The following is a 12,716-nucleotide window of genomic DNA, read 5'->3' as shown; positions in this document are numbered from 1 at the left end:
GTCGAGTCCGGGGGTGGATCCGTGCAGGTTGAGATAGATGACGCCGTCGGTGAACCGGGCGGCCACGGCGTGGGCGACGTGGACGGCCAGGGCGGACTTGCCGATGCCGCCGGGCCCGTCGATCACGATGACGGCGGGCCCGTGGGCCGGGCCGGCGTCGGGGCCGAGTGCGGCACGCAGGCGGTCGATCTCGGTGGTGCGGGCGGTGAAGGCGTGGGTGCCGGCGGGCAGCTCGGCCGGGACGGGGGGCCGGCCGACCGCGACCCGCTGGACCGGGGTGGTCAGGTCGAGGGCCGGGTCCTTGGCCAGGACGGCCTGGTGCAGGCGGCACAGCTCGGCGCCGGGTTCGACGCCGAGCTCGGTGACCAAGATCCGGCGGGTGTCCTGGTAGACGGCGAGCGCCTCAGACGGGCGGCCGGCGCGGTGCAGGGCGAGCATGAGCTGGGCGGCGGGGCGTTCGCGCAGGGGATGTGCCCGCACGTGCGCGGCCAGGTCGGCGGCCACCGCGTGGTGGTCGCCGGCGGCGAGGCGGAGCTCGGCGTGGTCCTCCAGGACGGTCAAGTGCTCTTCCGCCAGGCGGGCGGCTTCGATCCGGGCCCACGGGGCGGCCAGTTCGGCCAGCGGCTCGCCCCGCCACAGCCGCAGGGCGGTGCGGAACAGGTTGTCGGCGGCGGCGCCGCCTCCTTGCGCCTGGGCGGTGCGGGCGCGTTCGACCAGGCGGGCGAACAGGTGGGCGTCGACGTGGTCCGGTTCGAGCGCGAGCCGGTAGCCGCCGGGCACGGTCTTGATGATCTCTTCGGTGGTGTGCGGTGCGAGGGTTTCGCGGAGTTTGGAGATCACGATGTGGAGCTGCTTGGCCGCCGTCGCCGCGGAGCCGTCGGCCCAGATGTCGGTGAGGATCCGCTCGGCGGGGACGACCTGCCCGGCGTTCAGCGCGAGTCTGGCCAGCACGCCGATTCGTCGTTGCCCGGCGAGCCGGACGGGCGCCTCACCGGCCAGGACCTGCCACGGGCCGAGGAATCCGATCTCCAACGCCACGCGGAGCCCCCATCCCTTCAACGGAATCGGCATTGTAACGACGCAAGGCCGATTCTCACCGGGGACCCCGCGAGGGGGTGGCGTCAGGCGGCGGCCTGGGCCCGGGGCCAGCGGCGCGGGTCGGTGAGGCCCTTGAGCCCTCGGGAGACGTCGTAGCCCGCCGCCCCCAGCCGCTCCCTGGCCGCGCTCAGCATGTCCCTGGTGGCGGGCATGAACGCCCGGTCGTGCACGTGCTCCGGCAGCGAGTTCATGGCCAGCCTGAACGCCCTCAGCCCCGCCGTCACCGTGGCACGCGGCACCTCGGGCAGCACCCCGTACATGCGCCTGGCCCAGTCGGGGAGCGTGTAGTAGCAAAGCGCGCCGAACGGGAAGTAGGCGGGCTTGCCCGGCGACAGCAGCCGCAGCTCCTGGGGCAGGCGCGGCCACAGCAGGAACCGCACGGTCGCCGCCGACTCCGGGGTCACCCGCAGCGCGGACCTGGCCTGCTTGAAGTAGGCGTCCATCTCGGCGCAGGAGCCCGGCACGTCCTCCAGGTGCAGGCCGACGTAGGTGGCGCTCTTGCGCTGCTCGTACAGGTAGCGGTCGGCCTGGCGCTCGGTGAGCCCGAGCCCGCCGCGCCTGGCCACCTCCAGGTACGAGGAGACCTCCGCGCAGTGCACCCACAGCAGCAGCTCGGGGTCGTCGACCCGATGCGTGCGGCCGGTGTCGGGATCGTCGATGCGCAGCCGGCGGTGTATCCCGCGCACCCGGCGGCCGATCTCGTCGGCCTCGGCGGGGGTGCCGAAGGTGACCCGGCCGACGAAGTCCGCGGTGCGGCGCAGCCGGCCGAACGGGTCCTCCTGGAAGTTGGAGTTCTGCCAGACGCCGCGCATGGCCAGCGGGTGCAGCGCCTGCAGCATGAGGCCGCGGACCCCGCCCACCCACATGGCCCGGTCGAGGTGCACCTGCCAGGTCGCGCTCTGCGGCGGCTGGACGACGATCTCTTCGATGCTCGCCATAGTAAGCAGATGATTACATGGCATTGGACCTTGTGTCCAAGAAGTGCTTTTCTGCCGCGTTCCAGAACCTGATCAAGGCCGCCGCCGTCGTCTCCGGCGCCTCCACGGCCGGCGAGTGCACCGCGCCGGGCACGACCACGCACTCGGCCCCCAGTGTGGCGGCCATCTCCGACTGCACGTCGGTCGGCCAGCCGTCGTCGTGCTCGCCGAACAGCACCAGCGTGGGCACCTCGACCTGGCGCAGCTCCTCGGTGCGGTCGTGCATGCTGAGCACCTGCTCCGCCATGCAGGACAGCCCGGTCGGGTGATTGGTCAGCAGCCGCTTGCGCAGGAACGCCACGATCTCGTCGGAGACGCCGGCCGACAGGGCCTCGGGCTCGAACCTGCGATGCCAGACCTCCTCGAGCCCCAGCTCGGGCACCTCTTCCATGATCTTCCTGCCGTTGGTGGCGCGCTTGCCGATGATCCCGGCCGGGCCGGAGCTCATCAGGGTGAACGAGGCGAACTTGGTGCGTCCGTCGATGGCCGCCTCGCGCGCGACCAGGCCGCCGAACGAATGCCCGACCAGGTGCACCGGTTCGCCGTCGCCGACCACCTGGGCCAGCAGGTCGATGTCGGCGCCGAGCGCGGCGCAGGTGTAGGCGGCCGGGTCGTCGGAGCCCGGGGTCTCGTACTGGCCGCGCAGATCGACCGCCAGCACCCGGCGGCCCGACTGGGCCAGCGTCATCAGTACCGCGATGAAGTCTTCCTTGCTGCCGGTCAGCCCGGGGACCAGGAGCGCGGGCCAGCGCTCAACGACACCACTGACCGGAAGCGCCTCCAGAGCGGCGAAGGTGCCCTGCGAGGTTTCGATCTTGTGTGGTGCAACGCCAGGAGGCAGGTCGAGGAATCGCGGCGTACTCACGTGGGGCAACAATACCCAGAGGTCAGCGCATCGACACTGGCTAAGGCACTACGCCGGTGCGAGTTCTGGGGAGTTGTGACGTATGCGGGCGCCCGGGTTCCGCGACACGGCTCCCGACGGCCGTCGTACGGGCCTGCACGGCCTCGTGACGGGCTCGGGCCCGTTCCCGGGGTTCCTGGCCACCTGGGCGGTGTTTCCGGCGGCTGGTGCGTGATGGCGCGCCCTGGGAGGGTGTGTGCGGCCCGCCCCCGCCCGTCCCCGCGCACGTGGGGCCTGGTACGTGAAGAGGCGCGCACCCCCGTGACGGGGATGCGCGCCTCTGCACATCGTCGGCCTGGCGGCCGATCGCGTCAGCCCGCGCGGCGGGGGCGGCGCTGCTGCTGGCGGCGCTGCTGCTTGCGCTCACTGGCCGCGGACGGCGCGATGTCGTCGTCGTCCGTGGCCAGGTCGGGTGACTGGAAGATCACCGCGAACGGGCTCGGCGGAATGATCCGCTCCGGCTCCTGGCGCACCGGGGGCGGCGGCGTGGCCAGGAAGCTGGGCTCCGGCTCGGCCACCGGCTGCTGAACCACCTGCGGGGCCTGCGCGGCCTGCGGGGCCTGCAGGGACTCGGACACCGGCTCGGCCTCGACCCGCGCGCGCCTGGCCCGCGTGGTGCGCGCCGGCTGCTCGGACTCCGTGACCTCGGCCGGCTCGGACTCGACCGGCGCCGCCTCGGCGCGGGTGCGCCTGGCGCGGGCCGGCTCGACCTGGGCGACCTCGGTCTCGGTGGGCTCGACGCGGCGGCCGCGTACGCGCTTCACGGTCGGCTCGGCCGCCTCGGGCGTGTCGGACAGCGCCTGCTCGATGGCGGAACTGGCCGCGCCGCGGCGGGTACGGGCCCGCTTGGGCTCGGCCGCGGCCTGGATCTCCTCGGTGGTGATGATCGCGGGCGTCTCCTCCGTCTTGGCGTCCACGAGCTCGGCCTCCTGCGTTTCGACAGTGGGCGTTTCGACAGCGGGCTTGCCACCGCGGGTGCGGCGGCGCTGGCGCGGGGCGCGTGCCGGACGCTCCTCGCGTTCCTCACGCTCGTCGCGACGGCGGCCACGGGTGCGGGTGCGGCCGGTCTCGCCGAGGTCCTCGAGACGCTCGGCCGACAGGCCGGCCCTGGAGCGGGCCGCGTGCGGCAGCACGCCCTTGGTGCCCTCGGGGATGTTCAGCTCGCTGTAGACGTGCGGCGAGGTGGAGTAGGTCTCCTCCGGCTCGGCGAAGTCGAGCCCGAGCATCTGGTTGATCATCTTCCAGCGGGTCAGCTCCTCCCACTCCACGAACGTGACCGCGATGCCCGTGCGACCGGCCCGGCCGGTACGGCCGATGCGGTGCACGTAGGTCTTGTCGTCGGTGGGGGCGTCGTAGTTGACCACGTGGGTGACGTCGTCGATGTCGATGCCGCGGGCGGCCACGTCGGTGGCGACCAGCACGTCGATCTTGCCGTTGCGGAAGGCGCGCAGCGCCTGCTCGCGCTGGCCCTGCCCGAGGTCGCCGTGGACGGCCGCGACCGCGAAGCCACGCGTGTCGAGCTGCTCGGCGACCATGTCGCAGGCCCGCTTGGTCTCACAGAAGACCATGGTGAGCCCGCGCCCATCGGCCTGCAGCAGCCGCGCGACGATCTCGATCTTGTCCATCCGGTGCGCGCGCCACACGAGCTGGCGCACCTGCGGCGTGGCCTCGCCCTCGCCGCTGTCGTGCTCGGCACGGACGTGCGTCGGACGGTTCAGGTACTTGCGCGACAGCGCGACGATCTCGCCCGGCATGGTGGCCGAGAAGAGCATCGTCTGCCGCTCTTCGGGGATGAGCTTGAAAATTCGCTCGATGTCGGGCAGGAAGCCCAGGTCGAGCATGCGATCGGCCTCGTCGAGCACGAGCGAGGTGATCTGGCTCAGGTCGAGGTGCTTCTGCTTGACCAGGTCGAGCAGACGGCCCGGGGTGCCGACGATCACGTCGACCCCGGCCTTGAGCGCCTCGATCTGCGGCTCGTAAGCCCGGCCGCCGTACACGGTCAGAACTCGGGACCCGAGCTTGCCCGCGGCGGTGACGAGGTCTTCGCTGACCTGCACGGCCAGCTCGCGGGTCGGCACGATGACCAGCCCGCGGGGCTTCTTGCGGTTCTTGCGCGGCTTGCCGATGCTCTGCAGCATGGCGATGCCGAACGCGTAGGTCTTACCCGTGCCCGTGCGAGCCTGACCGATGAGGTCCTGGCCGCTCAGGGCGAGCGGGAGCGCCATCTCCTGGATGGGGAACGGAGTGACGATACCCTCGGTCTCGAGGGCATCGGCGATCTCTGGTGTGACTCCGAGGTCTCGGAAAGTCGTCAGCGTGGCCTGCCTCAGTCTCAAATGAAGGCGGGCCTGCCGGGACCGACGGGCGGAAGTTCGTTCCCCGTGTCTGGGTCCTCGCGGTAGAGCCAGCCCTCTCGCGTCATCAGCGACCGCAGGCCCGGGAGTGGGGGTTATCGGGTTAAATCCCCGAATTAACACAGTGCGGTCGCACTTTCACAGAGCAGTGTACTCGATACCACAACGCTGGCCGAGCTTACATATGTTCCCGCAGATTCGACGCCCCCCGTCGCGGAAGTACGCTGCCTTCCATGAAGGAGTCCCCAGGGGTCGTCGATTTGCTCGGAGTGCTCGCCTACGCGGAGCTCAGCGCGTTCGCGCGGATGACCGAGGACGCCACGTCGCTGGCGCCCACACTGGCCGACCGGGCGGCGCTGAGCGAGCTGGCCGTGGCCGAATACGCCCACTTCCGCCTGCTCCGCGACAGGCTCGCCGAGCTCGGCGCCGACCCCGAGGCGGCGATGGCGCCGTTCGTCGAGGCGCTCGACTCCTGGCACGCGCTGACCAAGCCGGCCGACTGGCTGCAGGCGCTGGTCAAGACGTACGTGGGCGACGGCATCGCGCTCGACTTCTACCGCGAGGCGGCCAAGCGGCTCGACCCCTCGATCGGCAGCCTGGTCGACGAGGTGCTGGTGGACGAAGGCCGCTCGGCGTTCGCGGTGGAGCAGGTCAGGGCCGGGATCGAGGCGGAGCCGACGGCCGGGCCCCGGCTGGCGCTGTGGGCGCGCAGGCTCGTCGGCGAGGCGCTGAGCCAGGGCCAGCGGGTGGCGGCGGCCCGGCCGGAGCTGGCGTTGCTGCTGGTCGACCCGGGCGCCGACGACCAGGCGGAGATCTCGCGGCTGTTCGCCAAGCTGACGGAGGAACACGGCAAGCGCATGGCGGCCCTCGGCCTCTGACCCGCAAGCCGCGGGGGTCGGGTAGGCCGTGAGCAGGCCGTGCCGCACGCCGTCAACCGGCTGTGAGCGTGTCGTGAACAGGCCGTGAGCACGCCGTGAGCGTGTGGTGAACGGCTGTGGGCCGGAGCGGGTCGGGACGGCCGGGATGGGCCGGGTCTGCCGATCGGGGGGCGCGCGGGCACGGAACGGTTGTAGCGTGCCAGACATGAGGGCCTCGCGCCGCTACGGCAGTTCCTTGATGAGATGTGGGCCGAATCGCTGGATTTCGCGCGCCGTGCTGCGAAGGGAGAGCGCGGATTGTCCGGCCACCGAGCTGGGCAGGGAGCCGGTCCCACGGCGACGGCGGCCGAGAGGCTGCCGCATCGGGCGACCACGCGGCTGAGCACGCCTCAGCCCCGCCGTACCGCACGGCCCCGCCGCGCGGCCAGTGCCTCCTGAGCCGATGCCAAGGTGAGGCGGCGGTGGCGGCTCCTGAAGGGGTACGGCGGTTGGGCCGTACCCCGGGCGGCCTAGAGTGTGCCGCCGAAGCCGACGGGCCTGGCCTCGTCCTCGCCGATCTCGAGGAAACCGAGCGAGGCCACGGGCACGACGACGCGCCTGCCCTTCACGTCGGTCAGGGCGAACACCCCGCCCCGATCAGAGGCCAGCGCCTGCCTGACCTCCTCTTCGACCTGATCGGCCGTCAGGTCGGTCTCGACAATGATTTCGCGGTGCACCGAACGCACGCCGATCTTGACTTCCATCCTGGGCTCCCTGGTAGACGGGGCTGGCACACTCCATCGTGGCCGCTCGGCACCGGGAAGTGGGGAATGATCGCGCCCAGCGAACGGGGTTAAGCCGTACGCGGAAAACCGCTGATGCCCCGCCAGGCGAGACGGGCCATGAGCTGCTCGGCCGCGTCCTTGGGGATCGAGCCGTGCGCGGTGACCCAGTAGCGCGCGCTGACCTCGGCCATGCCGACCAGGCCCACCCCCAGCAGGTGCGCCTCGTCGCTGGTGCAGCCGGTGTCCTCCTGGATCACCGCGCTGACCATCTCCGCGCACTCGCGCTGCATGCGCTCCACGCGCTGGCGCACCGCCGCGACGTTGCGCAGGTCGGACTCGAAGACCAGCCGGAACGCCTCGCCCTGGCTGGAGACGAAGTCGAAGAACGCGCTGAAGGTGGCCTGCACCCGCAGCTTGTTCTCGTGCGTGGACGCCAGCGCCTCGCGGCACCTGCTGACCATGTCGTCGACGTGCAGGTCGAGCAGCGCGAGATAGAGCTCCAGCTTGCTGGGGAAGTGCTGATAGAGCACGGGCTTGCTGACTCCGGCCCGATCGGCGATCTCGTCCATGGCGGCCGCGTGGTAGCCGTTCTCCACGAACACTTCCTGCGCGGCGCTCAGAAGCTGCCGGCGGCGGGCGAGTCGGGGCAGCCGGGTGCCCCGGGGCTTGGTGTCCGGGGTTGCGGTCACGCGGGTCTCCATTGCTCTCTCAAACGGGCTGTTCGGACATCCTACGTGCGAGTAGGCGACACCTCAGCGATAGTCGTCATCGTCGAGATCCACCACCCGGTCCTGCTCGGCGGCGTCGGCCGGATCGACGTCGAACGGCACCTCGCGACGCCGCCCGTTCTCGGTGTCCCTGATCTCGCGGTGCTGCTCGGCGGCATCGGCCTCGGGCGCCTCCACCGGCAGCTCGGCGTCTTCCTCGATGTAGGAGCCGTCGTCCCCGCGGATGTCCATCTCCGACATGTCGGTCCCCCTCCTGGTACGGACGAACCCAGCCTACGCCCGGCTGAAAAGGTCGCCGTGCTCCTCCACTCTGGCGAGTACGTCCGGTGCGGTGAACACCATCTCGTCCGGATGTTCGCAGCCCTCGACCTCCTCCCACAGCAGCGGCGTGGAAACCGTCGGGCGCGGCCTGGCACGCAGCGAGTAGGGGGCCACGGTGGTCTTGGCCGGGTTGTTCTGGCTCCAGTCGATGAAGACCTTGCCCGGCCTGGCCTTCTTGGTCATCACGCTGACGACCTGGCGCGGATGCTCCTTCTCCAGGAGCTGGGCCAGGCGCTTGGCGTACGCAGACGGCTCCTCGCGGCGGTCCCAGTCGGCGTACAGCTGCATGCCCTTGCTGCCGCTGGTCTTGGGGAAGGCGGTCAGCCCGTCGGACTTGAGCACGTCGCGCAGCATCAGCGCCACCTCGCAGCACTCCACGATGGTGGCGGGGGCGCCGGGGTCGAGGTCGAACACGAGCGTGTCTGGCGGCTGCGCGTCGCCCTTCTTGTTCACCCGCCACTGCGGCACGTGCAGCTCCAGCGCGGCCAGGTTGGCGTAGTAGACCAGCGACGGCAGGTCCTCGATCACCGCGAAGTCGATGCTCTCGCGGCCCTTGGTGCTGCCGGGTGCGGGCAGGTTGACCGTCCTGACCCAGCCAGGGGTGTGGTCGGGGGCGTTCTTCTCGAAGAAGAACTGCTCGTCCACGCCGTTCGGGTAGCGCTTGACCGTCAGCGGCCGGCCGTTCAGGTGGGGCAGCAGGACGGGGGCGATTCGGCTGTAGTAGTCGATGACCTCGGCCTTGGTGAAGCCGATCTCGGGGTAGAGCACCTTGTCCAGGTTGCTCAGCGTCAGCTCCCGGCCGTCGACCTTCACCGGAACCTTCTTCACGGGCGCCACCTCCTGCACAGATCTCGTGGTCACGTCGGGGCTACCGGGTCACTTCCGCGGGAAGCTTGTCCGGGCGCAGGCCGCGCCACACCGGGTGTCGCAGTCTCTGATCGTCGGTCCACATCGTGTAGGCCACCTCCCCGACCAGATCGGGCCTAACCCAGTGATTTCGCCACGGGACCTCGTTGCTGAACGGGCTGTGCCGGATCTCCAGCGGGCTCAGCAGCGCGTACAGGTCGTCCAGCACGGCCTCGGTGAAACCGGTTCCGACGTGGCCGACGTAGGTCAGGCCGTCCGCCGTGAACACGCCCATGAGCAGCGAGCCCACCCCGCCCGCACGCCGGCCCTTGCCGGGTTTCCAGCCGCCGATCACCACTTCTCGCACATTCAGGTTCTTGACCTTGATCCACCAGGGGGAGCGGGTGCCCGGGCGGTAGGGGGCGTCCAGCCGCTTGGCGACCACGCCTTCGAGCCCCTGCTCGTAGGTGGCGGACAGCAGGTCGGACTCGCCGGGGAAGTACGGGGGCGCGCCGATGTCCAGTTCGTCCAGCAGGCTGCGCCGGTCCTGGTACGGCAGGTCGAACAGCGGGATGCCGTCCAGGTAGAGCAGGTCGAAGGGCAGGTAGGTGACGGGGTAGAGCTCCAGCATCACCGGTTCGGGATCGGTGAGGTGCATGCGGTGCTGCAGGCGCTTGAAGCTGGGGCGGCCGTGGGGGTCGAGGGCGACGACCTCGCCGTCGATGATCGCGTTCTTAATCCCGAAACCCGAAATTTCGGGGTATCGGCGGGTGTACTCCGCTCCGTGGCGTCCTGTCACCCTCAGTCCGCCGTCCAGATGGACGATGGCGCGGATGCCGTCCCACTTGACCTCCAGGCCGTAGCGCTCGCGATCGGAGGGTAGTTCCCCAGGTACGGCCAGCATTGGTTCGATTGGGTATGGCATTGGTTGCCCCATGACGGGTATGTGCCCATTGGTGAGCCCCACTACGGCTTGAGGAGTGCCCATGCGCAGCATCTGGAAGGGTGCGATCTCCTTCGGGCTTGTCACGATCCCGGTGAAGCTGTATTCGGCGACCGAGCAGAAGGACGTCAGCTTCCACCAGGTCCACCGCGAAGACGGCGGCAGGATCCGCTACAAGCGCGTGTGCACCCTGGACGGCGAAGAGGTCCCCTACTCCGACATCGCCAAGGGCTACGAGCTGGCCACCGGCGAGATGGTCGTGCTCACCGACGAGGACTTCGAGGACCTGCCGCTGAGCACGTCACGACGGATCGACGTGCTGCAGTTCACCCCGGCGGAACAGATCGACCCCATCTACTTCGCCAAGTCGTACTTCCTCGAGCCCGACGCGCAGGGCGCCAAGCCGTACGTGCTGCTACGCAACGCCCTGGAGAGCTCAGGACAGGTCGCGGTGGTCAAGGTCGCGCTGCGCCAGCGCGAGTCGCTGGCCACGCTGCGCGTCCGCGACGGGGTGTTCGTGCTGGAGACCATGTTGTGGCCGGACGAGATCCGCACCCCCGACTTCGCCTTCCTCGAAGAGGACATCGACGTACGGGCGCAGGAACTGAAGATGGCCGAGTCGCTCATCACCACGATGGAGTCCGACTTCGACCCGAGCGAGTACCACGACACCTACCGCGAGGCGCTGCAGCAGGTGATCGAGGCGAAGGTGGCGGGCAAGGAGGTCATCGCGCCGCCGGAGGCCGAGGAGGAGGCGGGACCCGCGGTGGACCTCATGGCCGCGCTGCGGGCCAGCGTCGAGGCCGCCAAGCGGGAGCGCACGGGCGAGCCGGCCAAGCCGCGCAAGACCGCCAAGGGCGGGGCCAAGGACTCCAAGGAGAAGGAAGAGGAGAAGGCCCAGCCGAAGCGCAAGACCAGGAAGTCGGCGTAGCAGCCGGCGCCCCTGGGCCGTGGAGCTCGTGACGCGCTCCACGGCCGGGGTCGGTGGTGTGGTCCCAGCGGTCAGAAGCGGGGATCGCGGTCGGGCCGCATGGGCCGGTCGCCTCGCATGAACCGGTCGCCTCGGACTGGCCGGTCGTTTCGCATGAACCGGTCGTCCCTCATGAACCGGTCGTCCCTCATGAACCGGTCGTCCCTCATGGGCCGGTCGTCCCTCATGGGCCGGTCTCCTCGCATGAACCGGTCGCCTCTCATGGCCCGGTCCTCGGGAAGTGCGCGGGCGTCGTCCCTCAGCGCGCGGTCGTCACGGAAGGGACGGTCATCGCGGAAGGGACGGTCGCCCCGAAGCGCACGGTTGCCCCGAACGGCGCGGTCGTTCCTGACGGCCCGATCGCCCCGGAACCGGCGGTCGCCCCGGACCGAGCCGTGGTCACGGTCGCTGCGGCCGGCGTCCCTGGCGGTCCTGACGGTCCTGTCGGTCCTGGGGCGCTGGCCGGGCTGCGGGCGCTGCGCGGTGCGCGGGTCGCGCGCGCCGCTCTCCGCGATCTCGCGGGGCAGGGTCATGAACTTGGACGAACCCAGGTTCTTCAGGTTCTTCGTCAGGGTGTAGCCGATCTTGCCGACGTCCGGCGCGAGCACCTTGGTCCACCGCTTGTCCTGCTCGGGCAGGCAGGCGCCGAGCGTGCGGCCGCGTTCGGAGATCCGGCCGAGGGTGTCGGCGCCCTTCCTGGCCTCGGCGCGTACGTCGGACTCGGTGGTCGCCCGGTAGGCGCACGTGCTGTTGGCGGTACGCGGCGCCTTCTTGGCCGGACGGCCGGAGGCGACGTCGCCGAGATCCTGCCAGCCGCCCCGGGGGCCCTGCCCGCGCCAGGGTCGGTCGCCCGCGCCGTCGGAGGGCCTGGGGTCGGCGAAGGCGGGAATGCCCGCGAAGGCGCCGCCGGAAACGGAGGTCGCCAGCAGAATGGCGGCGAATTTATGCGATGCGCGGTTGATGTGCGATGCGCGGTTGAACGGCATGAGAGTAGCTCCTTGTGGATGAACTACTCCCTTATTTGCATTTCGCGCCACATGCCGGGCCGCGCCGCTCCGGAGGATGGCGAGGTCCGGCATCGGAAAATGCCCTTACATGGGGGAGCGAGGGCTCCGGATAAACCGGGGCCCTCGCAGCAGCCTAGCCGTTTACCTGGCCAGGGTCAGTGGTTTACCAGCCACCCCAGCCGCCCCAGCTACCGCCGCGGCGCTCGTGGAGGCAGCCCCTGCGGTGCGTCCAGCGGACCCGGTTCTCGGCCAGGTTGAGGCGGATCTTGACGCGGTTGACGAAGTGACCGTGCCGACGGTGGCCGTGTCCCCAGCGGCCCCAGCGGTGCCAGCCGCCCCAGCCACCCCAGCGGTGGCCCCAGCCGTGGCCCCTGTGCCAGCGGCAGTGCCGGTGGTGCCCTGTCAGCACACTCGGGCTGGAGGAGACGTTGGTGGCCGCGCTGACACCGGTGGCCGCGCTGGCGGCAGTCGTGGTGGCCGCTTCGCCGAGCCCCACGATTCCCCCAGTGAGGGCCGTGGTGATCGTGGCGGAGGCCATCAGTTTCTTGAGGTTGGACATTGTGCTTCCCCCTGAACGGTTCCTTGCACTTTCGGCATTTACCGCCGATGACGGTGAGTGCCATCGATGTCACGCAGAGGTGCATCTGCTTGTCTTACTTTCCGGCGTTGAGTGGCATAAACGACGAAGCACTCCTTTTGCCCCATGCTTGGGTAGTCGTTAGATCCATTAGACATTTATGCAAGGAAATACGCCGAAATGTCCGGATTTGTGCCACCTCCGAAAGGGGGTGCGGGAATGCCCGCGAATTCCAAGGGGCGGGCATGAAAGAACCGTGGCACGGTCATGGTCAGACGGTTTCTGGAGTGGCGACTGGCCGTAGTAGATCACCGTCGGATAGTGCCAACCCCCTCCGACCCCCCACTCC

Annotated in this window: 13 protein-coding genes; 2 read left to right on the top strand and 11 right to left on the bottom strand. The window is 70.1% G+C overall.

Annotated elements, in window-relative coordinates:
• The 4 genes from HII36_RS48615 to HII36_RS48600 form a co-directional block, all read right to left on the bottom strand.
• Positions 1–1,038, bottom strand: a 1,038-nt coding sequence (locus HII36_RS48615) for an AfsR/SARP family transcriptional regulator (protein WP_173530190.1), incomplete at its 3' end; no start/stop codon positions are given.
• Between the two features lie 83 nt (positions 1,039–1,121).
• On the bottom strand, positions 1,122–2,036 hold the full coding sequence (locus HII36_RS48610; protein WP_173530189.1) for an oxygenase MpaB family protein: 915 nt from the start codon (positions 2,034–2,036) through the stop codon (positions 1,122–1,124).
• A gap of 13 nt (positions 2,037–2,049) precedes the next feature.
• Complete coding sequence (locus HII36_RS48605; RefSeq protein WP_173530188.1) at positions 2,050–2,940, bottom strand: alpha/beta fold hydrolase; 891 nt, start codon at positions 2,938–2,940, stop codon at positions 2,050–2,052.
• Positions 2,941–3,290: 350 nt separating this feature from the next.
• On the bottom strand, positions 3,291–5,204 hold the full coding sequence (locus HII36_RS48600; RefSeq protein WP_217370902.1) for a DEAD/DEAH box helicase: 1,914 nt from the start codon (positions 5,202–5,204) through the stop codon (positions 3,291–3,293).
• Between the two features lie 362 nt (positions 5,205–5,566).
• Here HII36_RS48600 and HII36_RS48595 point away from each other — a divergent pair, with 362 nt between their 5' ends.
• Positions 5,567–6,211 carry a ferritin-like fold-containing protein gene (locus tag HII36_RS48595; protein WP_173530187.1) on the top strand — a complete coding sequence of 215 codons (645 nt, stop codon included), beginning with the start codon at positions 5,567–5,569 and terminating at the stop codon, positions 6,209–6,211.
• 509 nt (positions 6,212–6,720) lie between these two features.
• On the opposite strand, the gene HII36_RS48590 is transcribed toward HII36_RS48595, so the two are convergent.
• The 5 genes from HII36_RS48590 to ligD (HII36_RS48570) form a co-directional block, all read right to left on the bottom strand.
• On the bottom strand, positions 6,721–6,954 hold the full coding sequence (locus tag HII36_RS48590) for a DUF3107 domain-containing protein (RefSeq protein WP_173530186.1): 234 nt from the start codon (positions 6,952–6,954) through the stop codon (positions 6,721–6,723).
• A gap of 89 nt (positions 6,955–7,043) precedes the next feature.
• On the bottom strand, positions 7,044–7,664 hold the full coding sequence (locus tag HII36_RS48585; RefSeq protein ID WP_173530185.1) for a TetR/AcrR family transcriptional regulator: 621 nt from the start codon (positions 7,662–7,664) through the stop codon (positions 7,044–7,046).
• 63 nt (positions 7,665–7,727) lie between these two features.
• On the bottom strand, positions 7,728–7,943 hold the full coding sequence (locus HII36_RS48580) for a hypothetical protein (RefSeq protein ID WP_236004799.1): 216 nt from the start codon (positions 7,941–7,943) through the stop codon (positions 7,728–7,730).
• Positions 7,944–7,976: 33 nt separating this feature from the next.
• A complete protein-coding gene (gene ligD / locus HII36_RS48575; protein WP_173530184.1) occupies positions 7,977–8,852 on the bottom strand; it encodes a non-homologous end-joining DNA ligase in 876 nt (291 codons plus the stop codon).
• Positions 8,853–8,892: 40 nt separating this feature from the next.
• Positions 8,893–9,774 carry a non-homologous end-joining DNA ligase gene (gene ligD, locus HII36_RS48570; protein ID WP_236004797.1) on the bottom strand — a complete coding sequence of 294 codons (882 nt, stop codon included), beginning with the start codon at positions 9,772–9,774 and terminating at the stop codon, positions 8,893–8,895.
• A gap of 82 nt (positions 9,775–9,856) precedes the next feature.
• On the opposite strand from ligD (HII36_RS48570), the gene ku reads away from it, so the two are divergent.
• Positions 9,857–10,744, top strand: coding sequence for a non-homologous end joining protein Ku (ku, locus tag HII36_RS48565; RefSeq protein WP_173530182.1), 888 nt, complete (start codon positions 9,857–9,859; stop codon positions 10,742–10,744).
• Positions 10,745–10,815: 71 nt separating this feature from the next.
• On the opposite strand, the gene HII36_RS48560 is transcribed toward ku, so the two are convergent.
• On the bottom strand, positions 10,816–11,769 hold the full coding sequence (locus HII36_RS48560; protein ID WP_173530181.1) for a hypothetical protein: 954 nt from the start codon (positions 11,767–11,769) through the stop codon (positions 10,816–10,818).
• Positions 11,770–11,953: 184 nt separating this feature from the next.
• On the bottom strand, positions 11,954–12,349 hold the full coding sequence (locus HII36_RS48555; protein WP_173530180.1) for a hypothetical protein: 396 nt from the start codon (positions 12,347–12,349) through the stop codon (positions 11,954–11,956).
• Positions 12,350–12,716 lie beyond the last annotated feature (367 nt).

The organism is Nonomuraea antri (assembly GCF_013283785.1).
GTDB classification, from domain to species: domain Bacteria; phylum Actinomycetota; class Actinomycetes; order Streptosporangiales; family Streptosporangiaceae; genus Nonomuraea; species Nonomuraea antri.
Note: the sequence above shows the minus strand (reverse complement) of the source record. Positions and strands in the feature narration are given on the sequence as shown.

What these genes read in the sequence shown, in the direction of transcription:
- HII36_RS48560 (WP_173530181.1), bottom strand. Translation starts at nt 11,769, where the DNA reads ATGCCGTTCAACCGCGCATCGCACATCAACCGCGCATCGCATAAATTC.
- HII36_RS48580 (WP_236004799.1), bottom strand. Translation starts at nt 7,943, where the DNA reads ATGTCGGAGATGGACATCCGCGGGGACGACGGCTCCTACATCGAGGAA.
- ku (WP_173530182.1), top strand. Translation starts at nt 9,857, where the DNA reads ATGCGCAGCATCTGGAAGGGTGCGATCTCCTTCGGGCTTGTCACGATC.
- HII36_RS48590 (WP_173530186.1), bottom strand. Translation starts at nt 6,954, where the DNA reads ATGGAAGTCAAGATCGGCGTGCGTTCGGTGCACCGCGAAATCATTGTC.
- HII36_RS48555 (WP_173530180.1), bottom strand. Translation starts at nt 12,349, where the DNA reads ATGTCCAACCTCAAGAAACTGATGGCCTCCGCCACGATCACCACGGCC.
- ligD (WP_236004797.1), bottom strand. Translation starts at nt 9,774, where the DNA reads ATGCTGGCCGTACCTGGGGAACTACCCTCCGATCGCGAGCGCTACGGC.
- HII36_RS48595 (WP_173530187.1), top strand. Translation starts at nt 5,567, where the DNA reads ATGAAGGAGTCCCCAGGGGTCGTCGATTTGCTCGGAGTGCTCGCCTAC.
- HII36_RS48600 (WP_217370902.1), bottom strand. Translation starts at nt 5,204, where the DNA reads ATGGCGCTCCCGCTCGCCCTGAGCGGCCAGGACCTCATCGGTCAGGCT.
- HII36_RS48610 (WP_173530189.1), bottom strand. Translation starts at nt 2,036, where the DNA reads ATGGCGAGCATCGAAGAGATCGTCGTCCAGCCGCCGCAGAGCGCGACC.